Annotated in this window: 19 protein-coding genes; all 19 read left to right on the forward strand. The window is 64.4% G+C overall.

From position 1 onward, the window contains the following. The first annotated feature begins 27 nt into the window (after positions 1-27). The 19 genes from BT264_RS27665 (at position 28) to atpA (ending at position 20,603) form a co-directional block, all read left to right on the forward strand. Positions 28-1,227, forward strand: a complete 1,200-nt coding sequence (locus BT264_RS27665; RefSeq protein WP_072442651.1) for an ABC transporter substrate-binding protein — start codon at positions 28-30, stop codon at positions 1,225-1,227. A gap of 147 nt (positions 1,228-1,374) precedes the next feature. Next, positions 1,375-2,259: a branched-chain amino acid ABC transporter permease gene (locus BT264_RS27670; RefSeq protein WP_072442653.1), complete on the forward strand. Its 885-nt coding sequence runs from the start codon at positions 1,375-1,377 to the stop codon at positions 2,257-2,259. After that, positions 2,259-3,233: a branched-chain amino acid ABC transporter permease gene (locus BT264_RS27675; RefSeq protein WP_072442717.1), complete on the forward strand. Its 975-nt coding sequence runs from the start codon at positions 2,259-2,261 to the stop codon at positions 3,231-3,233. The genes BT264_RS27670 and BT264_RS27675 overlap by 1 nt, the downstream gene beginning before the upstream one ends. A 318-nt stretch (positions 3,234-3,551) precedes the next feature. Further along, positions 3,552-4,277, forward strand: coding sequence for a hypothetical protein (locus BT264_RS39365; RefSeq protein WP_218173356.1), 726 nt, complete (start codon positions 3,552-3,554; stop codon positions 4,275-4,277). A gap of 77 nt (positions 4,278-4,354) precedes the next feature. Beyond that, the gene (locus BT264_RS27685; RefSeq protein WP_072442655.1) at positions 4,355-5,512 is read left to right on the forward strand and encodes an ABC transporter substrate-binding protein; all 1,158 of its coding nucleotides are present in this window, start codon (positions 4,355-4,357) and stop codon (positions 5,510-5,512) included. A gap of 200 nt (positions 5,513-5,712) precedes the next feature. Further along, positions 5,713-6,768 carry a branched-chain amino acid ABC transporter permease gene (locus tag BT264_RS27690; RefSeq protein WP_072442657.1) on the forward strand — a complete coding sequence of 352 codons (1,056 nt, stop codon included), beginning with the start codon at positions 5,713-5,715 and terminating at the stop codon, positions 6,766-6,768. Positions 6,769-6,772: 4 nt separating this feature from the next. Continuing rightward, the gene (locus BT264_RS27695) at positions 6,773-8,557 is read left to right on the forward strand and encodes a branched-chain amino acid ABC transporter ATP-binding protein/permease (RefSeq protein WP_072442659.1); all 1,785 of its coding nucleotides are present in this window, start codon (positions 6,773-6,775) and stop codon (positions 8,555-8,557) included. Further along, the gene (locus BT264_RS27700) at positions 8,557-9,312 is read left to right on the forward strand and encodes an ABC transporter ATP-binding protein (RefSeq protein WP_072442660.1); all 756 of its coding nucleotides are present in this window, start codon (positions 8,557-8,559) and stop codon (positions 9,310-9,312) included. The genes BT264_RS27695 and BT264_RS27700 overlap by 1 nt, the downstream gene beginning before the upstream one ends. A gap of 625 nt (positions 9,313-9,937) precedes the next feature. Next, positions 9,938-11,908: a tRNA uridine-5-carboxymethylaminomethyl(34) synthesis enzyme MnmG gene (gene mnmG / locus BT264_RS27705; protein ID WP_072442662.1), complete on the forward strand. Its 1,971-nt coding sequence runs from the start codon at positions 9,938-9,940 to the stop codon at positions 11,906-11,908. Continuing rightward, the gene (gene rsmG / locus BT264_RS27710) at positions 11,905-12,591 is read left to right on the forward strand and encodes a 16S rRNA (guanine(527)-N(7))-methyltransferase RsmG (RefSeq protein ID WP_072442663.1); all 687 of its coding nucleotides are present in this window, start codon (positions 11,905-11,907) and stop codon (positions 12,589-12,591) included. The genes mnmG and rsmG overlap by 4 nt, the downstream gene beginning before the upstream one ends. Before the next feature lie 50 nt (positions 12,592-12,641). Then, positions 12,642-13,421: a ParA family protein gene (locus tag BT264_RS27715; RefSeq protein ID WP_072442664.1), complete on the forward strand. Its 780-nt coding sequence runs from the start codon at positions 12,642-12,644 to the stop codon at positions 13,419-13,421. Positions 13,422-13,452: 31 nt separating this feature from the next. Next, positions 13,453-14,346 carry a ParB/RepB/Spo0J family partition protein gene (locus tag BT264_RS27720; RefSeq protein ID WP_034183983.1) on the forward strand — a complete coding sequence of 298 codons (894 nt, stop codon included), beginning with the start codon at positions 13,453-13,455 and terminating at the stop codon, positions 14,344-14,346. Between the two features lie 10 nt (positions 14,347-14,356). Continuing rightward, positions 14,357-15,487, forward strand: coding sequence for an SLC13 family permease (locus BT264_RS27725; RefSeq protein ID WP_072442665.1), 1,131 nt, complete (start codon positions 14,357-14,359; stop codon positions 15,485-15,487). Between the two features lie 557 nt (positions 15,488-16,044). Further along, on the forward strand, positions 16,045-16,569 hold the full coding sequence (locus tag BT264_RS27735; protein ID WP_072442667.1) for an ATP synthase subunit I: 525 nt from the start codon (positions 16,045-16,047) through the stop codon (positions 16,567-16,569). A 109-nt stretch (positions 16,570-16,678) separates the two neighbouring features. Beyond that, a complete protein-coding gene (gene atpB / locus BT264_RS27740) occupies positions 16,679-17,530 on the forward strand; it encodes a F0F1 ATP synthase subunit A (RefSeq protein ID WP_034183834.1) in 852 nt (283 codons plus the stop codon). A gap of 75 nt (positions 17,531-17,605) precedes the next feature. After that, positions 17,606-17,875, forward strand: coding sequence for a F0F1 ATP synthase subunit C (atpE, locus tag BT264_RS27745; protein ID WP_006482730.1), 270 nt, complete (start codon positions 17,606-17,608; stop codon positions 17,873-17,875). A 129-nt stretch (positions 17,876-18,004) separates the two neighbouring features. Next, entirely contained in the window at positions 18,005-18,475 is a 471-nt protein-coding gene (locus BT264_RS27750) for a F0F1 ATP synthase subunit B (protein ID WP_021160443.1), read from the forward strand. A 2-nt stretch (positions 18,476-18,477) separates the two neighbouring features. Continuing rightward, the gene (locus BT264_RS27755; protein WP_006751768.1) at positions 18,478-19,017 is read left to right on the forward strand and encodes a F0F1 ATP synthase subunit delta; all 540 of its coding nucleotides are present in this window, start codon (positions 18,478-18,480) and stop codon (positions 19,015-19,017) included. A 44-nt stretch (positions 19,018-19,061) separates the two neighbouring features. Continuing rightward, the gene (gene atpA, locus BT264_RS27760) at positions 19,062-20,603 is read left to right on the forward strand and encodes a F0F1 ATP synthase subunit alpha (protein WP_034183836.1); all 1,542 of its coding nucleotides are present in this window, start codon (positions 19,062-19,064) and stop codon (positions 20,601-20,603) included. The last annotated feature ends 27 nt before the right edge of the window (positions 20,604-20,630 follow it).

Raw genomic sequence — 20,630 nt, forward strand, 5'->3', positions numbered from 1 at the left:
AACGCATCAGAACAACAGGAGACGTCAATGAAAATGAAGACCCTCGCACACGCCTGTCTCGCGCTCGCGACCGCCGCACTCACCGCCGGCGCCGCGCATGCCGCGGATACCGTGAAGATCGGCTTCATCACCGACATGTCGGGGCTTTACGCGGACATCGACGGGCAGGGCGGCCTCGAGGCAATCCGCATGGCGGTCGCCGACTTCGGCGGCAAGGTGCTCGGCAAGCCGATCGAGGTCGTCTATGCCGATCACCAGAACAAGGCCGACATCGCCGCATCGAAGGCGCGTGAATGGATGGACCGCGGCGGGCTCGACCTGCTGGTCGGCGGCACGAACTCGGCCACCGCGCTGTCGATGAACCAGGTCGCGGCCGAGAAGAAGAAGGTCTACATCAACATCGGCGCGGGCGCCGACACGCTGACCAACGAGCAGTGCACGCCGTACACGGTCCACTACGCGTACGACACGATGGCGCTCGCGAAGGGCACCGGTTCGGCGGTGGTGAAGCAGGGCGGCAAGTCGTGGTTCTTCCTGACCGCCGACTACGCGTTCGGCAAGGCGCTCGAGAAGAACACGTCGGATGTCGTGAAGGCGAACGGCGGCCAGGTGCTCGGCTACGTGCGGCACCCGCTGTCGGCGTCGGACTTCTCGTCGTTCCTGCTGCAGGCGCAGTCGTCGAAGGCGCAGATCCTCGGCCTCGCGAACGCGGGCGGCGACACGATCAACGCGATCAAGGCCGCGAAGGAATTCGGCATCACGAAGACGATGAAGCTCGCCGCGCTGCTGATGTTCATCAACGACGTGCACAGCCTCGGCCTCGAGACGACGCAGGGCCTCGTGCTGACCGACAGCTGGTACTGGAACCGCGATGCGGCATCGCGCCAGTGGGCGCAGCGCTACTTCGGCAAGATGAAGAAGATGCCGTCGAGCTTGCAGGCGGCCGACTATTCGTCGGTGACGACCTACCTGAAGGCCGTGCAGGCTGCCGGCACGACCGACTCCGACAAGGTGATGGCCGAGCTGAAGAAGGCGAAGGTCAACGACTTCTACGCGAAGGGCTACATCCGTGCGGACGGCAGCATGATCCACGACATGTACCTGATGGAGGTGAAGAAGCCGTCCGAATCGAAGGAGCCGTGGGACTACTACAAGGTGCTCGCGACGATTCCGGGCGAACAGGCGTTCACGACCAAGCAGGAAACGCGCTGCGCGATGTGGAAGTAAGCGCCGCGCCGTGGCGCGCGGCCTGATGCGTGCCACGGCGGCGGGCCGGGCGGTGCGCCGGGCACGCACCTGCCGTGCGCCGCATGCGCGCGCTGCGCCTGACGGTTGCGCGCGCAACGAACCTCATTCTGACAGGCGGCAGATTCGATGGAAATCTTTGGCATTCCGTTGCCGGCGATGCTGAGCCAGTTGCTGCTCGGGCTCGTCAACGGCTCGTTCTACGCGATCCTGAGCCTCGGGCTCGCGGTGATCTTCGGGCTGCTCAACGTGATCAACTTCGCGCACGGCGCGCTGTTCATGCTGGGCGCGATGCTCGCGTGGATGGGGCTGACGTACCTCGGGCTGCCGTACTGGGCGATGCTCTTGCTGGCGCCGCTGGTCGTCGGCGCGTTCGGGATCGCGATCGAGCGCTCGATGCTGCGCTGGCTGTACAAGCTCGATCACCTGTACGGGCTGCTGCTGACGTTCGGCCTGACGCTCGTCGTCGAGGGCGTGTTCCGCTCGATCTACGGATCGTCCGGCCAGCCGTACGACGTGCCGTCGCAGCTTTCCGGCGCGACCAATCTCGGCTTCATGTTCCTGCCGAACTATCGCGCGTGGGTCGTCGTCGCGTCGCTCGCGGTGTGCCTTGCGACGTGGTTCGTGATCGAGAAGACGCGCCTGGGCGCGTACCTGCGCGCGGGCACCGAGAACCCGAAGCTCGTCGAGGCGTTCGGCGTGAACGTGCCGATGATGATCACGCTCACCTACGGCTTCGGCGTCGCGCTCGCCGCGTTCGCGGGCGTGCTGGCCGCGCCGGTGATCCAGGTGTCGCCGCTGATGGGCCAGCCGATGATCATCACCGTGTTCGCGGTGGTCGTGATCGGCGGGATGGGCTCGATCCTCGGCTCGATCGTCACGGGCCTGATGCTCGGCGTGATCGAGGGTTTCACGCGCGTGTTCTATCCCGAAGCGTCGGCCACCGTCGTGTTCGTGATCATGGCGATCGTGCTGCTGTTCCGCCCGGCGGGCCTCTTCGGCAAGGAAAAATGATGCAGAGAAAAGTGCTCTACGGCGTGCTGCTCGCCGCACTGCTCGTCGCGCCGTTCATCGGCGCGTATCCGGTCTTCGTGATGAAGGTGCTCACGTTCGCGCTGTTCGCGGCCGCGTTCAACCTGCTGATCGGCTATACGGGGCTGCTGTCGTTCGGCCATGCGATGTTCCTCGCGACCGCTGGCTACGCGACCGGCTATTCGATGCAGACGCTCGGTTTCACGCCGGAGCTCGGCGTGCTCGTCGGCACCGTCGCCGCGACGCTGCTCGGGCTCGTCGTCGGGTTGTTCGCGATCCGCCGGCAGGGCATCTACTTCGCGATGATCACGCTCGCGTTCGCGCAGATGGTCTACTTCATCTACCTGCAGGCGCCGTTCACGCACGGCGAGGACGGCCTGCAGGGCGTGCCGCGCGGCCACCTGTTCGGGCTGCTCGACCTGTCGAACGACGTCGCGCTGTACTACGTCGTGCTGGCGGTGGTCGTCGTCGCGTGCGCGTTCATCGTGCGGGTCGTCCATTCGCCGTTCGGGCAGGTGCTGGTCGCGATCAAGGAGAACGAGGCGCGCGCGATCTCGCTCGGCTACGACACCGACCGCTTCAAGCTGCTCGCGTTCATCCTGTCGGCCGGGCTCGCGGGGCTGGCCGGCTCGCTGAAGGTGCTCGTGCTCGGCTTCGAGACGCTCTCCGATGCGCACTGGACGATGTCGGGCCTCGTCGTGCTGATGACGCTCGTCGGCGGGATGGGCACGCTGTTCGGGCCGTTGCTGGGCGCGGCCCTGATCGTCGCTTTGGAAGACCGGCTGGGCGACATCGGCGAATGGCTCGCGTCGACGACGGGCGTCGCGTGGTTCCATTCGCTCGGCGAATCGACGACGATCGTCACCGGGCTGATCTTCATCGCGTGCGTGCTCGCGTTCCGCCGCGGCATCGTCGGCGAGATGGTCGCGCGGATCAAGCCGCTCAGGGCGTCCTGAGCGCATGTCGCGCGCGTCGCGCCACGTTGATGCGAAGCACCATCCGGCGCGCTCCGGAACGGCGTCGCAGCGGGCTCGAGACGGTGCCGCGCGGCAGGCTGGTGCCCCATTTTCGTGCGGCGATGCACCATAGGGGTAAATGCTAAGTTGCCGTGGTGCTTAAGCCTCTTTAAGATTCATTTCAGTTCTGATGCACCGCGAAACGAATTTGCAGGTGGAGAACGAGGAGACAATCGAGGCACAAAGTGCCCGGACCCCAAAGCGCTGTTGGACGGAATCCAACAGCGCTTTTTCATTTGCGTGCACGGATTTCCACCGATGGTGCATCGGCCTGCGCAATTGCCGTATTCCGCGCTTGCATTCGCACCGCGCCTTTTCCGCGCTTCGCCGCGTCCACCGTTTTTTTCCTTTCTCGCAATCCGGTCGCAGATGGCACGTTGCGATGCGCAGGCCGTCCGGGCTTACCCGGTTGGCGTGCGCGAAACGCGTCCGTTACACTTGGCTTTCGCCGACCGCGCGGTCGGGAAAATCGGTCGGCAGTTCTCCTACAAGCACAATGCAGAAGAGGGAGTACGGTTGGATGAGCAGCGCAGGACGATGGATCGGGGCAGAAAGGGCGGCTGGCGCCGCTCGTTCGTCATTGAGTGCGCATCGGTACTTCCCGGCCTTTCCGAGCCGTCCTGCGGCCGGTACGCGCGCTCCTGCGCGATTCGCCGGCATGGTGCCTTCGCCGGTCGTTGCGCTCGCACCCGTTTCGGCATGAACCGCCGCTTTTCCGATCTTTCGCCGCCGCCGCGCGTGGCCGGGCCGAGCCCGGCCGGCGGACCTTCCGGCAATCGTTGCGCGCGCATCGATCGCGCGCTCGCTCCCGCATTTCTTCGCCTTCTTCATCCTGACGACACTGCTGCTGCGCATCGTGGCGGTCGAACGAACGTGTCGGCCGCGATGTACGCGCACGCGCATGCGCCGCGCCGTCGGGATCCTGCCAGGGTGGCGGCGTTTCACGGGAAAACGAGCGTAGGCGCGGCAAGACGAGATAGTTAAATTATTAACTTGTTTGGGAAACGGGAGCCGCCCGAGCGACCCGCGGATTTTTCGAGCAGCGTTTGGAGACAACATAAATGAAGATGAATCGATGGATGGAGGCCGTGCTTGCCGTGGGCCTCGTGTGCGCGGCGGCCACGGCGTCGGCACAGGTGAAGATCGGCGTGACGCTGTCGGCCACCGGGCCGGCCGCTTCGCTCGGGATTCCGGAAAAGAACACGATCGCGCTGCTGCCGAAGGAAATCGCGGGCAAGAGCGTGCAGTACATCGTGCTCGACGATGCGTCCGACACGAGCCGCGCGGTGCAGAACGTGCGCAAGCTGATCGACGAAGACCACGTCGACGCGATCATCGGTTCGTCCGTCACGCCGAATTCGCTCGCGATGCTCGACCCGGTGTCGCAGGGCAAGACGCCGACGATCTCGCTCGCGGCGAGCGCGCAGATCATCGCGCCGATGGACGCGAAGCGCGCGTGGATGTTCAAGGTGCCGCAGAACGACCAGCTGATGGCCGACGCGATCGCCGGCTACATGGCGAAGCACGGCGTGAAGACGGTCGGCTTCATCGGCTTCGCCGATGCGTACGGCGACAGCTGGTACAAGACGTTCAGCGCGGCGGCCGAGAAGAACGGCCTCAAGATCGTGTCGAACGAGCGCTTCAACCGCACCGATGCATCGGTGATGGGGCAGGTGCTGAAGCTGATGGGCTCGAATCCGGATGCGATGCTGATCGCCGGCTCCGGCACGCCGGCGGCGCTGCCGGCCAAGACGCTGAAGGAGCGCGGCTACAAGGGCAAGGTGTACCAGACGCACGGCGTCGCGAACAACGACTTCCTGCGCGTGTGCGGCAAGGATTGCGAAGGCGAGATCCTGCCGGCCGGCCCGGTGCTCGTGACCGACCAGCTCCCGGATTCGAACCCGGTGAAGAAGGCGGCGCTCGGCTACAAGGCCGCGTACGAGAAGGCCTACGGCGCGGGCTCGCTGGCGACGTTCGGCGGCCATGCGTGGGATGCGGGGCTGCTGCTGCAGCGCGCGATTCCGGAGGCGCTGAAGAAGGGCCAGCCGGGCAGCGAGGCATTCCGCGAGGCGCTGCGCGCGTCGCTCGAAAGCGTCAAGGATCTGCCGGTGTCGCACGGCGTGATCAACATGACGTCGACCGATCACAACGGCTTCGACACGCGTGCGCGCGTGATGGTGCAGATCGTCGACGGCAAGTGGAAGCTGCAGGCCGAGTAAGCATCACGTGAAACCGGCGTGCGTGGCGCGAACGGCGCCGTGCCCGCCGTCGGCAGGGCGCCGGGCCTGACGGGCCGCGCCCGTGCCGCATGGAACCACCGGGGCCCGCCGCGTGGCGCCTGACGCTTCGATCTTGCCGTCCGTGCGCCCCGGCCGTTCCCGTCGCCGTTTCTCCGCAGCATTCTCGATACAAGACACGTATGGATCTCTCGATTGCGGCGATCCTCGCGCAAGACGGCATCACGACCGGCGCCATTTATGCATTGCTGTCGCTGGCGCTCGTGCTGGTGTTTTCCGTTACGCGGGTGATCTTCATTCCCCAGGGCGAATTCGTTGCCTACGGTGCGCTGACGCTTGCGGCGTTGCAGGCGCAGAAATTCCCCGCCACCTGCTGGCTGCTGTTCGTGATGGGCATCGCGTGCTTCCTGCTCGAAGTCGGCGGCCTGATCCGGCATCGCGAACGCCGCCATCAGCTCGGCCGCACGCTCGCGACGCTCGGCAGCCGCTACATCCTGCTGCCGCTCGCGGTGTTCGCGATCACGCGCAGTTTTGCCGTGCAGCCGATGCCGATGCTCGCGCAGATTGCGCTGACACTCGCGATCGTCGTGCCGATGGGGCCGTTCGTCTACCGGCTCGTGTACCAGCCGATTGCCGAGGGCACGACGCTGCTGCTGCTGATCGTATCGGTCGCCGTCCATTTCGCGATGGTGGGCCTCGGGCTGGTGATGTTCGGCGCGGAAGGCTCGCGCACCAATGGATTCTCGGACGCGTCGCTGTCGATCGGCAGCATGACGGTGTCGGTGCAGAGCATCCTCGTCGTCGTCACGGCACTCGTGCTGATCGGTGCGCTCTACGTGTACTTCGGCCGCACGATCGCAGGCAAGGCGCTGCGCGCGACGTCGGTGAACCGGCTCGGCGCGCGGCTCGTCGGCATCGGCACGACCGAAGCCGGGCGACTCGCGTTCACGTTCGCGGCGGGGCTCGGCGTGCTGTCCGGGATCCTCGTCGGCCCGCTGACGACGATCTACTACGACTCGGGCTTCCTGATCGGCTTGAAGGGCTTCGTCGGCGCGATCATCGGCGGGCTCGTCAGCTATCCGCTCGCGGCCGCCGGCTCGCTGCTCGTCGGCGTGCTCGAATCGTATTCGTCGTTCTGGGCGAGCGCATACAAGGAGGTGATCGTGTTCACGCTGATCATTCCGGTGCTGCTGTGGCGCAGCTTCGTGACGCCGCACGCGGAAGAGGAAGAGGAGTGACGCGATGAAGACGATGGTACGCAACAAGACCTTCTGGGTGTTTCTCGTGGTGCTGTTCGCGCTGCCGGTGCTGCCCGGCGCGCTGCAGGTGCCCGAGTACTGGATCACGCTGCTCAACTACATCGGCCTCTATGCGATCGTCGCGATCGGACTCGTGCTGCTGACGGGCGTCGGCGGGATGACGAGCTTCGGGCAGGCCGCGTTCGTCGGCATTGGCGCATATGCGACCGCGTTTCTGACGACGCGGTACGGCGTGTCGCCGTGGCTCGCGCTGATCGTCGGCGTCGTGCTGACGGCGCTCGTCGCGCTGGTGCTCGGCGCGGTCACGATGCGGCTGTCCGGGCACTTCCTGCCGCTCGGCACGATCGCGTGGGGCCTCGCGCTGTTCTACCTGTTCGGCAACCTCGAACTGCTCGGCAAGTACGACGGGATCAACGGGATTCCGGCGCTGAACCTGTTCGGCATCGCCCTCGACAGCGGCCGCAGCCTGTATTTCCTGATCTGGGCCGTCGTGCTGGCCGCGATCGTGTCGGTACAGAACCTGCTGAACAGTCGGCCGGGTCGCGCGATCCGCGCGCTGCGCGGTGGCGGCGTGATGGCCGAGGCGATGGGCGTGAACACCGCGTGGATGCGCGTCGTGATCTTTGTCTATGCGGCCGTGCTGGCAGCCGTGTCGGGCTTTCTGTACGCGCACCTGCAGCGCGCAGTGAACCCGACCCCGTTCGGCCTGAACCACGGGATCGAATTCCTGTTCATGGCCGTGGTGGGCGGCGTGTCGCATGTCTGGGGCGCGGTGCTCGGCGCGGCAATCCTCACCGTGCTGCAGGACTACCTGCAGACGCTGCTGCCGAAGCTGCTCGGCTCCGAAGGCAACTTCGAGATCATCGTGTTCGGCGTGCTGATGGTGCTGCTGCTGCAGTACGCGCGCCAGGGCGTGTGGCCATTCGTCGCGAGGCTGTTCCCGCGCGGGCCGCGCGCGCATGTGCCCGAGCATGCCGATCCGTTGCCGCAGCGCGCGAAGCCAGCGGCCGGCGAGCCGCTGCTCGTCGTCGACAACGCACGCAAGCAGTTCGGCGGGCTCGTGGCCGTCAACGACGTCAGCTTCGACGTGAAAGCAGGGCAGATCATCGGGTTGATCGGCCCGAACGGCGCCGGCAAGTCGACCACGTTCAACCTCGTGACGGGCGTGCTGAAGCCGACAGGCGGTGCGATCACGTTCCGCGGCGAGCGCATCGACGGGCTCACGTCGCGCCAGATCGTCCGGCGCGGCATCGGCCGCACGTTCCAGCACGTGAAGCTGCTGCCGGCGATGACGGTGCTCGAGAACGTCGCGATCGGCGCGCATCTGCGCGGACATACCGGTGTCTGGCGCAGCGTGGCGCGGCTCAATGCACACGAGGAAGCGCAGTTGCTGGCCGAAGCCGCACGCCAGATCCGCCGCGTCGGGCTTGAAAAGCACATGTACGACGAAGCAGGCAGCCTTGCGCTCGGCCAGCAGCGGATTCTCGAAATCGCGCGTGCACTGTGCTGCGACCCGACGCTGCTGCTGCTCGACGAGCCGGCCGCCGGGCTGCGTTACCAGGAGAAGCAGCAGCTCGCCGACCTGTTGCGGCGGTTGAAGGCGGAAGGCATGAGCGTGTTGCTCGTGGAACATGACATGGATTTCGTGATGAACCTCACCGACCGGCTGGTGGTGATGGAATTCGGCACGCGGATCGCGGAAGGGCTGCCGCAGGACGTGCAGCAGGATCCGGCGGTGCTCGAAGCGTATCTGGGCGGGGTGGAGTGATGACGGACACGACGATGCCGATTCTCGACGTGCGCGGGCTGGCAGTCCGGTACGGGAAAGTGGAGGCGCTGCACGGCGCGGCGATCAAGGTCGGTGCCGGGCAGATCGTCAGCGTGATCGGCCCGAACGGCGCAGGCAAATCGACGCTGCTGAACGCGATCATGGGCGCGCTGCCGGTGACCGGGCATGCGTCGGGCGCGGTCGTGTATCGCGGCAACGACGTCGGCGCGTTGCCGGTCGAGCAGCGTGTCGCGCGCGGGATGTGCCTTGTACCGGAAAAGCGCGAGCTGTTCAGCACGATGACGGTCGAGGACAACCTCGTGCTGGGCGCGTATCGGCGCAAGCAGGCAGGTGAGTCGAACTTCCTCGACCAGCTCGATCACGTGTTCGCGCTGTTTCCGCGGCTGAGGGAGCGGCGCAAACAGGCGGCCGGCACGCTGTCAGGCGGCGAGCGGCAGATGCTCGCGGTCGGCCGCGCACTGATGGGCAAGCCCGACCTGCTGATGCTCGACGAGCCGAGCCTTGGGCTCGCGCCGCTGATCGTGAAGGAGATCTTTCATATCATCAGCGCGTTGCGTGGTACGGGCGTTGCAACGCTGCTGATCGAGCAGAACGCACGGGCCGCGTTGCAGATCTCCGACTATGGTTATGTGCTGGAGACGGGCGAGTTTGCGCTGGAAGGGGCGGCGGCCGAACTTGCGCAGAATCCGCGCGTGATCGAAACGTACCTCGGGTTGGCGAAGAAGACGGCTTGATAGTCGCGGCGGTTGGCGGGAAACGGGCGGCGTGTTTCACGTGAAACACGCCGTTTTTGTTTGTGGGGTTGGAGCAATGTCTCGATGGCCGGTGGTTCGCGGCCAGGGGATAAGTATCTGGGGAATAGTCGGAAGTTCTGTGTGGCGGCGGTGGGTAACGTGTCCACAGAGCGGGTGACGATCCTGCGTCTCGTTCGGGAGTGGGTGGCCGCATGTTCCACAGGCTGGATTCCTGGTGCATGGATCTCTGCACGGGCTGACGATGTGCCGAATCTCGGGGATAAGTGCCGGACCAACAACGGGGAAGTCTGTGATGAGGCGGTGCCACAGGATCTGGTGCCAAGGCTGTCATGTCGGCCACAGGAGTCGATGTCGGTCTGTCCTCTACGGGCCATTTCCCCACTGATCTATTTTTTGCACAGCCACGACGATGTGCGCCATCCCGGCCGGGAGCCTTGCTAGAGAAGGCACGACCCCACGAATTCACCCAGCCGCAGCCGAAAAAACGACGAAATGAACAGACCCTACCATTCGGACGGCCTTCGAGTGAAAAGCGAACCCGCTATAATTCGGCCCATACATTTCTCTGATAGGTTCGTGCGCAGCCCTGCGTACGGAATCCACCATGCTTTTTCCCACAGAATTTGACGTCATCGTCGTCGGTGGCGGTCACGCCGGCACGGAAGCAGCGCTGGCGTCCGCCCGGATGGGCGCGAAGACGCTGCTGCTGACCCACAACATCGAAACGCTCGGGCAGATGAGCTGCAATCCGTCGATCGGCGGCATTGGCAAGGGCCATCTGGTCAAGGAAGTCGACGCGCTGGGCGGCGCGATGGCCGCCGCGACGGACGAGAGCGGTATTCAGTTCCGGATCCTCAATTCGTCGAAGGGCCCGGCCGTGCGTGCGACGCGTGCGCAGGCCGACCGCATCCTGTACAAGGCCGCGATCCGCCACCGGCTCGAGAATCAGCCGAACCTGTGGCTGTTCCAGCAGGCCGTCGACGACCTGATGGTCGAAGGCGACCGCGTGGTGGGCGCCGTCACGCAAATCGGCATCCGCTTCCGTGCTCGCGCAGTCGTGCTGACGGCCGGTACGTTCCTCGACGGCAAGATCCACGTCGGCCTGAACAACTACACGGGCGGTCGCGCGGGCGATCCGGCGGCCGTGTCGCTGTCGTCGCGCCTGAAGGAGCTGAAGCTGCCGCAGGGCCGCCTGAAGACCGGTACGCCGCCGCGTATCGACGGCCGAACGATCGACTTCTCGAAGCTGGACGAGCAGCCGGGCGACCTCGATCCGATCCCCGTATTCTCGTTCCTGGGCCGTGCAGAGCAGCATCCGCAGCAGTTGCCGTGCTGGGTCACGCATACGAACGAGCGCACGCACGACATCATTCGCGGCGGCCTCGACCGTTCGCCTATGTATACAGGCGTGATCGAAGGCGTAGGGCCGCGTTATTGTCCGTCGATCGAGGACAAGATCCATCGGTTCGCATCGAAGGAATCTCACCAGATCTTCCTCGAGCCGGAAGGGCTGACGACCAACGAGTTCTACCCGAACGGGATCTCGACGAGCCTTCCGTTCGACGTCCAGCTCGAGCTCGTGCACTCGATGCGCGGCCTCGAGAACGCGCATATCCTGCGCCCCGGCTACGCGATCGAGTACGACTACTTCGACCCGCGCGCGCTGAAGGCATCGCTCGAGACGAAGGCGATCAACGGGCTGTTCTTTGCGGGCCAGATCAACGGCACGACCGGCTATGAAGAAGCGGCCGCGCAAGGCCTGCTGGCCGGCCTCAATGCGGGCCGCTACGTGCAGGAGAAGGACGCATGGTGCCCGCGCCGCGACCAGGCATACCTTGGCGTGCTGGTCGATGATCTCGTGACGCGCGGTGTGGCCGAGCCGTACCGGATGTTCACGAGCCGCGCCGAATATCGCTTGAGCTTGCGTGAAGACAACGCCGACATGCGCTTGACCGAGATCGGCCGCGAACTGGGCCTCGTCGACGACGTGCGTTGGGACGCATTCAGCCGGAAACGCGACGCTGTTTCACGTGAAACCGAACGCCTGAAGTCGACGTGGGTCACGCCGAAGACGCTGCCGCCGGAAGAGGCGACCGCGCTGCTCGGCAAGGCGATCGATCACGAATACAGCCTCGCCGAGTTGCTGCGCCGTCCGGGCGTCAGCTACGACGGCGTGTGCGGCCTGAAAGGCGGCGAATGCGGCCCGGCCGAGCCGTTGACCGACGATTCGGTGCTGCTCGAACAGATCAAGGAGCAGGTCGAGATCGGCATCAAGTATCAGGGTTATATCGAGCGCCAGGCATCCGAGATCGAACGTAACGACGCGAACGAGAACACGCGTCTGCCGGACGGTATCGATTACCGCGAAGTTCGTGGCTTGTCGTTCGAGGTGAGCCAGAAGCTCAACGAGTTCCGGCCGGAAACGATCGGGCAGGCGTCGCGCATTTCGGGCGTCACGCCGGCGGCGATCTCGCTGCTGATGGTGCACCTGAAGCGCCGCGGCCTGGGCCGCCGTAATGGCACTGCCGCAGAGGCAACGGAGCAGGGGGACGGCGCCGTCCCGACGCAACAATGACGGCGCGTCGCGCGCCGGCGGTTAATCGGGACGTACTGGAAGGGATGCTCGTCGACGGCACGACGGCGCTCGACCTTGCACTGACGGATGCACAACGCAACCAGTTGCTCGACTATGTCGCGCTGCTCGGCAAGTGGAACGCGGTCTACAACCTGACCGCGATTCGCGACCCGAAGCAGATGCTGATTCAGCACATCCTCGATTCGCTTTCGATCGTCCCGCATCTGCGTGGCCGTGCGTCGGCTCGCGTGCTCGACGTCGGCTCTGGCGGCGGGTTGCCCGGGATCGTGCTGGCGATCATCGAGCCGGACTGGCAGGTCACACTGAACGATATCGTGCAGAAGAAGTCGGCATTCCAGACGCAGATGCGCGCGGAGCTGAAGCTCGCGAACCTGTCGGTGGTCACCGGGCGAGTCGAATCGCTGCAGCCGGGCGTCGAAGTGCCGGAAAAATTCGACATGATCGTATCCCGCGCCTTCGCTGATCTGTCCGACTTCGTTAAACTTGCTCGACATCTGGTTGCGCCGGGCGGATCGATCTGGGCAATGAAGGGCGTACGCCCGGACGACGAGATTGCACGGTTGCCGGAAGGCAGCCGTGTGAAGCAGACGATGCGGCTGGCGGTGCCGATGCTCGATGCCGAGCGGCATCTGATCGAAGTGGCCGTCGACGAAGCGAAATGAAGGCGCGCGGTACGCGCCGTTTGTTTGAAGGTAAAGGGAACACACCAACGATGGCAAAGATCTTCTGCGTTGCGAACCAGAAGGGGGGCGTCGGCAAGACGACGACATCGGTCAATCTCGCCGCAAGCCTTGCAGCGCAGGAGCAACGAGTCCTGCTGATCGATCTCGACCCGCAGGGCAACGCGACGATGGGCAGCGGGATCGACAAGGCCGCGTGCGAATCGACCGTGTACGAGGTGCTGGTCGACGGCGTGTCGGTGACCGATGCGCGCGTGCGTCCGGAAGGCGTCACCTACGACGTGCTGCCCGCGAACCGCGAGCTGTCCGGTGCCGAGATCGAACTGATCAGCATCGACAACCGCGAGCGCCGGCTGAAGGCCGCGCTCGAGCACGTGGCCGACGACTACGACTTCGTGTTGATCGATTGCCCGCCGACGCTGTCGCTGCTGACGCTGAACGGGCTGTGCGCGGCGCATGGCGTCGTGATCCCGATGCAGTGCGAATACTTCGCGCTGGAAGGGTTGTCGGACCTCGTCAATACGATCAAGCAGGTTCACGCGAACATGAACCGCGACCTGAAGATCATCGGCTTGCTGCGCGTGATGTTCGATCCGCGCATCACGCTGCAGCAGCAAGTCTCCGATCAACTGAAAGCGCACTTCGGCGACAAGGTGTTCGACGCGGTAATTCCGCGCAACGTGCGCCTGGCGGAAGCGCCGAGTTACGGGCTGCCGGGCGTCGTGTTCGACCGCAACTCGCGTGGTGCGCAGGCGTATATCCAGTTCGGTGCCGAGATGATCGAACGCGTTCGCGCGTTCGAGGTGTCGTGATCCGGACATGAGCGAAGCGAGGAAGAAAGACATGAACGCGGTACCAAAGAAGAAGGGCTTGGGACGTGGCCTCGAAGCGCTGCTCGGCGGCAGCGCCGATATCACCGAAGCGGTGAAGATCGAAGGGGCGCCGAACACGCTCGCGCTCGGCAAGCTGCAGGCCGGCAAGTACCAGCCGCGGACGCGGATGGACGAAGGCAGCCTGCAGGAGCTCGCGGCAAGCATTCGCGCGCAGGGCGTGATGCAGCCGATCCTGGTACGGCCTATTTCATCAGACAAATACGAGATCATCGCGGGCGAGCGGCGTTTCCGCGCGGCGCGCCTGGCAGGCCTCGACGAAGTGCCGGTGCTCGTGAAGGATGTGTCCGATCAGGCCGCCGCGGCGATGGCGCTGATCGAGAACATCCAGCGCGAGGATCTGAACCCGCTCGAAGAGGCGCACGGCATCCAGCGCCTGCTCGACGAGTTCGGTTTCACGCACGAACAGGCGGCCGAATCGGTCGGCCGTTCGCGCAGCGCGGTGTCGAACCTGCTGCGCCTGCTGAACCTCGCTTCGCCGGTGCAGACGATGCTGTTGGCCGGCGATCTCGACATGGGGCACGCGCGCGCGCTGCTCGCCGTCGATGCGGCAACGCAGATCACGCTCGCCCATCAGGTCGTCAACAAGCGCATGTCGGTGCGCGAAACCGAGAAGCTCGTCGCACATACGACGAAGGAAGCGCCGGCCGTGAAGGCGCGCGCGAAGGACGACGGCGGCCGCGACACGCGCCGTCTCGAGGAGGAGTTGTCTGACCTGCTCGCGTCGACGGTGAAGATCAAGCTCGGCCGCCGCGGGCGAGGGCAGGTGATGATCGACTTCGGCAACCTCGACGCGCTCGAGGGCATTCTCGCGCGGCTGCGCGGCAACGTAGCGACCGAAGAGTAACGAATTGACGATGAAGGAGACGGGCGCACCGGCGCCGCGCCGGTGGCTCGGATGGCTTGCGCAGGAGCCCGTGCTATCGGTGCTCGTGCTTGGCCTGCTTGTGCAGCAATGGGTGCGTCCGCAACCATTTTCCGTACTCGCCGGTCGAGTCGACTGGCAGACGGTCGCGACGCTCGCGGGCCTGCTGATGCTGACCAAGGCGCTCGAGTTGTCCGGCTGCCTGATGTGGCTCGCGCACCGCATCGTGCATCACGTGCATTCCGAGCGTGGGCTCGCGATGTTGCTCGTCGTGTTCGCGGCAGCGCTGTCGATGTGGCTGACCAACGACGTCGCGCTGTTCGTCGTCGTGCCGTTGATGGTGTCGCTGCGTGCGCTGACGCCGCTGCCGTTCCGGCGGCTCGTGATCGTCGTCGCGCTGGCCGTCAATGCGGGGTCCGTCGCGACGCCGCTCGGCAATCCCCAGAATCTTTTTCTGTGGCAATTGAGCGGCATGTCGTTCGGCCGTTTCGTGGTCACGCTCGGGCCGCTCGCGATCGCGCTGATGGCGCTGCTGCTCGCGCTGACCGCGTGCGCGTTTCGCGCGAAACCGCTCGACCTGTCCGGCGACGTCGTCGCATTGCCCGTGCAGCGCATGCACGCGCTGATCGCTGCGGTGCTGTTCGCGGCATTCGTGCTGCTCGCCGATGCGCACCATCCGCTGCCGGGTCTGGTTGCGGTCGCGATCATGCTGTTCGCCGTAAAACGTGACGCAGTCCTGAAGATCGACTGGCTGCTGCTGCTGATCTTCGTCCTGATGTTCGTGGTGCTGCGCAGCGCGGCTGCGCTGCCCGTCGTGCACGACGCGATTGCGCATGCGCGCCTCGATTCGCCGCTGCGCGTATTTGCTGCCGGCGCCGTCCTGTCGCAGGGGATCAGCAACGTGCCGGCCGCTATCCTGCTATCGGAATTCACGCACGACTGGCGCGCGCTCGCGTTCGGCGTATCGGTCGGCGGCTTCGGTTTCGCGATCGGTTCGCTCGCGAACCTGATCGCGGTGCGTCTCGCGAAGGAGCCGCGCATGTGGCTGCCGTTCCACCTGGTCTCGATTCCGTTCGCGCTCGTGAGCGCGGCACTCGGCGCGTGGCTGCTCGTGCACGGTTGAGTGTTGCGGCACAGGTGTGCGGTTCGAGAGGCGGGGAGGGTGCACAGCGTTCGCGATAGTTGCGAGGCTGTTGATAAGTGCGGCGATTCACAGTCGATCGTCTGTGGTGGCGCGACAACTGGCTGGATGGTTCGATGCGCCGGCATCCGGTCGAATTGCGTGAATCGGGTGCGGCTGACTGGCCACAGTGTTTTGCTTGTCCCGGGATGTCGCGCCGAGTCGTTCCGGGCAGTTGCATCACAGCGGATTTTCGGCGGCGATCGTGCCGTTTCGTTCGATCCCGCGTCGGGCATCGCTTCCACGCCATCCACCATCACCGGACATTTTTCAAGCAAGAAATGCCGGGGCAAAAATTTGACCTTACAACTGTCATCGTACGTCGTCGAATCGCGTGTTTTTCACATGATGAGGCGTCGTTTTATGCAGGTTTTTGTCGCGTCTAAAGCCTTGAATCACTTGCAACTATCGCTTACAATCGCCCGGATTTGTTAGCTAGGCACCCCTGAAAGCTTTCGGAAAGCTTGGGGCCGGATTCAAGGATTTTGCGGAAGATTGCGATGGCGGGTCAGGCGCCGGACGACAGGCACGATGATCAGCGTACGCAACGCACCGCTTCGGCGGCCGGCGAGCGGCGCGAATCCGACGATGACTGGGATGCCGAGCAGCAAGATAACAATATCGTTCCGCTCACGCGGGCAGAAGCCGAGAGGCTGTTCGGCCCGGACGTGAGCAAGCCCTCGCGCGTGACCCCCTACAAGGTGGTGTTCGCGCAAGTGGTCTTGTCCCTGGTTGCAACGCTGGCGTGGTGGCTGTTTTCGAAGTCGCCGGGCGCCGCTGCGCAATCCGCGTTTCTGGGTGGAGCGATCGGCTGGGTACCAAGTGCGCTGTTCGTGGCACGACTGAAGGCAGGTGGTTCGGCCACCGTGATGAGCTGGGTGATGGGCGAAGCCCTGAAGCTCGGCCTGACGATCGGGATGTTCGCAGCAGTGGCGTTCGGCTGGGCCGGCGTGCACTGGGTGCCGTTCCTCGTCACGTACCTCGTCGTGCTGAAGACGTACTGGATCGCGCTGGCCTGGCGGTAAGCAACAAGCAGCGTGCGGTTTCGACAACGAACCGCACCGGCCCGTTCCCGCAATAGCGTGTTGCGGAACGGGCAAAACGATTTTCGACAATTTGGGTGGCATTAACGATATGGCAGCTAGCGAAGGCACGCGCGGTCCGGATCCGTCCGAGTACATTGCGCACCACTTGCAGAATTTCTCCACCTCGCATCAGACGTCGATTTTCGACATCCACGTCTGGAATCTCGACACGCTGTTCTGGTCGATCGTATGCGGCATCGTGACGATCCTCCTGCTGCGTCTGGCCGCCCGCAAGGCGACGTCGGGCGTGCCGGGCCGTTTCCAGTGCGCGATCGAGATGCTCGTCGAAATGGTCGAAGACCAGTCGAAGGCCATCGTCCACGGCAATCGCACCTTCATCGCTCCGCTCGCCCTCACGGTGTTCGTGTGGGTCGCGCTGATGAACTCGCTCGACTTCCTCCCGGTCGACCTGCCGGGCCGCGTCATCGGCCTGCTCGGTCTGTCGGACGTGATTTCCCACCATCGCATCGTCCCGACGGCCGACCTGAACGGCACGCTCGGCATCGCGCTCGGCGTGTTCGTCCTGATGATCTACTACAGCATCAAGATCAAGGGCGCGGGCGGCTTCGTGCATGAGCTGCTGTCGGCCCCGTTCGGTGCCCACCCGCTGCTGTGGATCCCGAACCTCGCGCTCAACATCGTCGAATATCTCGCGAAGACCGTCTCTCTCGGTATGCGGTTGTTCGGCAACATGTACGCGGGTGAGCTGTTGTTCCTGTTGATCGCCCTGCTCGGCAGCATGTGGAGCTTCGGTGGCGACGCAACGTTCCTCGGCTTCGTTGGTCACGTGATCGCGGGTAGCGTCTGGGCAATCTTCCACATCCTGATTGTTCTGTTGCAGGCATTCATTTTCATGATGCTGACGCTGGTGTATCTCGGCCAGGCGCACGACACGCACTAAGCGCGGCGTGCAAGAAAGAGTCTTCGTTTTAGTTTTTTAAATCTCAGTTCCAAGTCTTTTCACAAAGGAGTGATCATGCAAGCTTACATCGCCAACATCCAGGGTCTGACCGCCATCGGTATCGGCATCATCATCGGCCTGGGTGCAATCGGCGCCTGTATCGGTATCGCGCTGATGGGTGGCAAGTACATCGAAGCCTGCGCACGTCAGCCGGAACTCATCAACCCGCTGCAAACGAAGATGTTCCTGCTGGCTGGTCTGATCGACGCTGCATTCCTGATCGGCGTTGGTGTCGCAATGCTGTTCGCGTTCGCGAACCCGCTCCTGTCGAAGCTCGCAGGCTAAGGTTCCTCGGAAATTTGCGTCCGGCGTGAGCCGGCGCAGGGCGGAACGGAGACTTGGGGCGCTGATCGAATGCAACTCGATGAGCGCCTTACCGTTTCATTTTTCCGGAATAGCAGATAAGGAAACACCGTGAATCTCAACGCAACTCTGTTTGCGCAAATGGTCGTGTTCCTGGTCCTCGCGTGGTTCACGATGAAGTTCGTGTGGCCGCCGTTGATCAACGCCCTCGACGAACGTTCGAAGAAGATCGCCGACGGCCTCGCCGCCGCGGAGAAGGGCAAGGCGGAACTCGACGCAGCGCACAAGCGCGTGGACCAGGAACTCGCGCAGGCCCGCAACGACGGCCAGCAGCGCATCGCCGACGCTGAAAAGCGTGCACAGGCGGTCGCCGAGGAAATCAAGGCCAACGCCCAGGCTGAAGCCGCCCGCATCGTCGCCCAGGCGAAGGCGGAAGCAGAACAGCAAATCGTGAAGGCGCGCGAAGCGCTGCGTGGCGAAGTCGCTACGCTGGCCGTGAAGGGCGCCGAGCAGATCCTGAAGCGCGAAGTCGATCAAACGGCCCACGCCCAACTGCTGAATCAACTGAAAGCCGAGCTCTGATCATGGCCGAACTTGCAACCATCGCCCGCCCTTACGCAGAAGCGCTGTTCCGCGTGGCCGAGGGCGGTGACATCGCCGCCTGGTCCACGCTCGTGCAAGAGCTGGCCCAGGTTGCGCATCTGCCGGAAGTACTGTCGGTCGCGTCGAGCCCGAAGGTGACGCGCACGCAAGTAGCCGAGCTGCTGCTTGCTGCGGTGAAGTCGCCGCTCGCGGCCGGCGCCGAAGCGAAGAACCTCGTGCAGATGCTGGTCGACAATCATCGCATCGCGCTGCTGCCGGAAATTGCCGAGCAGTTCGAGGCGCTCAAGAACGAACGTGAAGGTGCTGCCGACGCCGAGATCGTGAGCGCGTTCCCGCTGAACGGCGCGGATCTCGAAAGTCTCGTCTCGGGCCTCGAACGCAAGTTCAAGCGCAAGCTGAAACCGACGGTCGAAGTCGATTCGTCGCTGATCGGCGGCGTGCGCGTGACGGTCGGCGACGAAGTGCTCGACACCTCGGTTCGCGCGCGCCTCGCATCGATGCAGGCTGCCTTGACCGCCTGAGCGCCACGCCGGCACGCAACAGAATTGACTATCAGGAGCGAATAATGCAACTCAATCCCTCTGAGATCAGCGAGCTGATCAAGAGCCGGATCCAGGGCCTTGAAGCGAGCGCAGACGTTCGCAACCAGGGCACCGTGATCTCCGTGACCGACGGTATCGTGCGTATCCACGGCCTGTCGGACGTGATGCAGGGCGAAATGCTCGAGTTTCCGGGCAACACGTTCGGCCTCGCGCTGAACCTCGAGCGCGACTCGGTCGGCGCGGTGATTCTCGGCGAATACGAACACATCTCGGAAGGCGACGTCGTCAAGACGACGGGTCGCATTCTGGAAGTCCCGGTCGGCCCGGAACTCGTCGGCCGCGTGGTCGATGCGCTCGGCAACCCGATCGACGGCAAGGGCCCGGTCAACGCGAAGCTGACCGACGCGATCGAAAAGATCGCCCCGGGCGTGATCTGGCGCAAGTCGGTGTCGCAGCCGGTGCAGACGGGCATCAAGTCGATCGACGCGATGGTGCCGATCGGCCGTGGCCAGCGTGAGCTGATCATCGGCGACCGTCAGTGCGGCAAGACCGCGGTGGCGCTCGACGCGATCATCAACCAGAAGGGCAAGGACCTGATCTGTATCTACGTCGCGATCGGCCAGAAGGCTTCGTCGATCATGAACGTGGTTCGCAAGCTCGAAGAAACGGGCGCGATGGAATACACGATCGTCGTCGCCGCCACGGCATCGGATTCGGCAGCAATGCAGTATCTGGCACCGTACGCCGGCTGCACGATGGGCGAATACTTCCGCGACCGCGGCCAGGACGCGCTGATCATTTATGACGACTTGACCAAGCAGGCTTGGGCATACCGTCAGATCTCGCTGCTGCTGCGCCGCCCGCCGGGCCGTGAAGCGTACCCGGGCGACGTGTTCTATCTGCACTCGCGTCTGCTGGAGCGTGCGGCTCGCGTGTCGGAAGAGTACGTCGAGAAGTTCACGAACGGCGAAGTGAAGGGCAAGAGCGGTTCGCTGACGGCACTGCCGGTCATCGAAACGCAGGCAGGCGACGTGACCGCGTTCGTTCCGACGAACGTGATCTCGATTACCGACGGCCAGATCTTCCTGGAAACCGACCTGTTCAACGCAGGCATCCGCCCGGCAATCAACGCCGGCGTGTCGGTGTCGCGAGTCGGTGGCGCCGCTCAGACGAAGGTCGTGAAGAAGCTGTCGGGCGGTATCCGTACTGACCTCGCGCAGTACCGTGAGCTGGCCGCATTCGCGCAGTTCGCATCCGACCTCGACGAAGCGACCCGCAAGCAGCTCGAGCGCGGCCGCCGCGTGACGGAACTGCTGAAGCAGCCGCAGTACCAGCCGCTGCAGGTGTGGGAACTGGCCGTGTCGCTGTACGCCGCGAACAACGGCTACCTCGACGACCTCGACGTGAAGCAAGTGCTGCCGTTCGAGAAGGGCCTGCGCGAAAGCCTGAAGACCAGCAACGCTGACCTCATCAAGCGCATCGAAGACACCAAGGATCTCTCGAAGGACGACGAAGGCGCACTGCGCTCGGCGATCGAATCCTTCAAGAAGTCCGGTGCCTATTGATCCGCGAGTGACACACTGAGGCCGCGC

Source organism: Burkholderia sp. NFPP32 (genome assembly GCF_900119325.1).
Lineage (GTDB): Bacteria > Pseudomonadota > Gammaproteobacteria > Burkholderiales > Burkholderiaceae > Burkholderia > Burkholderia pyrrocinia_C.

Bases quoted from the DNA above. Each gene is read 5' to 3' on its own strand.
- BT264_RS27690 (WP_072442657.1), top strand. From the start codon at position 5,713: ATGGATCTCTCGATTGCGGCGATCCTCGCGCAAGACGGCATCACGACC.
- BT264_RS27695 (WP_072442659.1), top strand. From the start codon at position 6,773: ATGAAGACGATGGTACGCAACAAGACCTTCTGGGTGTTTCTCGTGGTG.
- BT264_RS27755 (WP_006751768.1), top strand. From the start codon at position 18,478: ATGGCCGAACTTGCAACCATCGCCCGCCCTTACGCAGAAGCGCTGTTC.
- BT264_RS27670 (WP_072442653.1), top strand. From the start codon at position 1,375: ATGGAAATCTTTGGCATTCCGTTGCCGGCGATGCTGAGCCAGTTGCTG.
- BT264_RS27665 (WP_072442651.1), top strand. From the start codon at position 28: ATGAAAATGAAGACCCTCGCACACGCCTGTCTCGCGCTCGCGACCGCC.
- BT264_RS27735 (WP_072442667.1), top strand. From the start codon at position 16,045: ATGGCGGGTCAGGCGCCGGACGACAGGCACGATGATCAGCGTACGCAA.
- BT264_RS27675 (WP_072442717.1), top strand. From the start codon at position 2,259: ATGCAGAGAAAAGTGCTCTACGGCGTGCTGCTCGCCGCACTGCTCGTC.
- BT264_RS27715 (WP_072442664.1), top strand. From the start codon at position 12,642: ATGGCAAAGATCTTCTGCGTTGCGAACCAGAAGGGGGGCGTCGGCAAG.
- atpE (WP_006482730.1), top strand. From the start codon at position 17,606: ATGCAAGCTTACATCGCCAACATCCAGGGTCTGACCGCCATCGGTATC.
- BT264_RS27685 (WP_072442655.1), top strand. From the start codon at position 4,355: ATGAAGATGAATCGATGGATGGAGGCCGTGCTTGCCGTGGGCCTCGTG.
- BT264_RS27700 (WP_072442660.1), top strand. From the start codon at position 8,557: ATGACGGACACGACGATGCCGATTCTCGACGTGCGCGGGCTGGCAGTC.
- BT264_RS39365 (WP_218173356.1), top strand. From the start codon at position 3,552: ATGGTGCATCGGCCTGCGCAATTGCCGTATTCCGCGCTTGCATTCGCA.
- mnmG (WP_072442662.1), top strand. From the start codon at position 9,938: ATGCTTTTTCCCACAGAATTTGACGTCATCGTCGTCGGTGGCGGTCAC.
- atpA (WP_034183836.1), top strand. From the start codon at position 19,062: ATGCAACTCAATCCCTCTGAGATCAGCGAGCTGATCAAGAGCCGGATC.
- rsmG (WP_072442663.1), top strand. From the start codon at position 11,905: ATGACGGCGCGTCGCGCGCCGGCGGTTAATCGGGACGTACTGGAAGGG.
- BT264_RS27725 (WP_072442665.1), top strand. From the start codon at position 14,357: ATGAAGGAGACGGGCGCACCGGCGCCGCGCCGGTGGCTCGGATGGCTT.
- atpB (WP_034183834.1), top strand. From the start codon at position 16,679: ATGGCAGCTAGCGAAGGCACGCGCGGTCCGGATCCGTCCGAGTACATT.
- BT264_RS27720 (WP_034183983.1), top strand. From the start codon at position 13,453: ATGAACGCGGTACCAAAGAAGAAGGGCTTGGGACGTGGCCTCGAAGCG.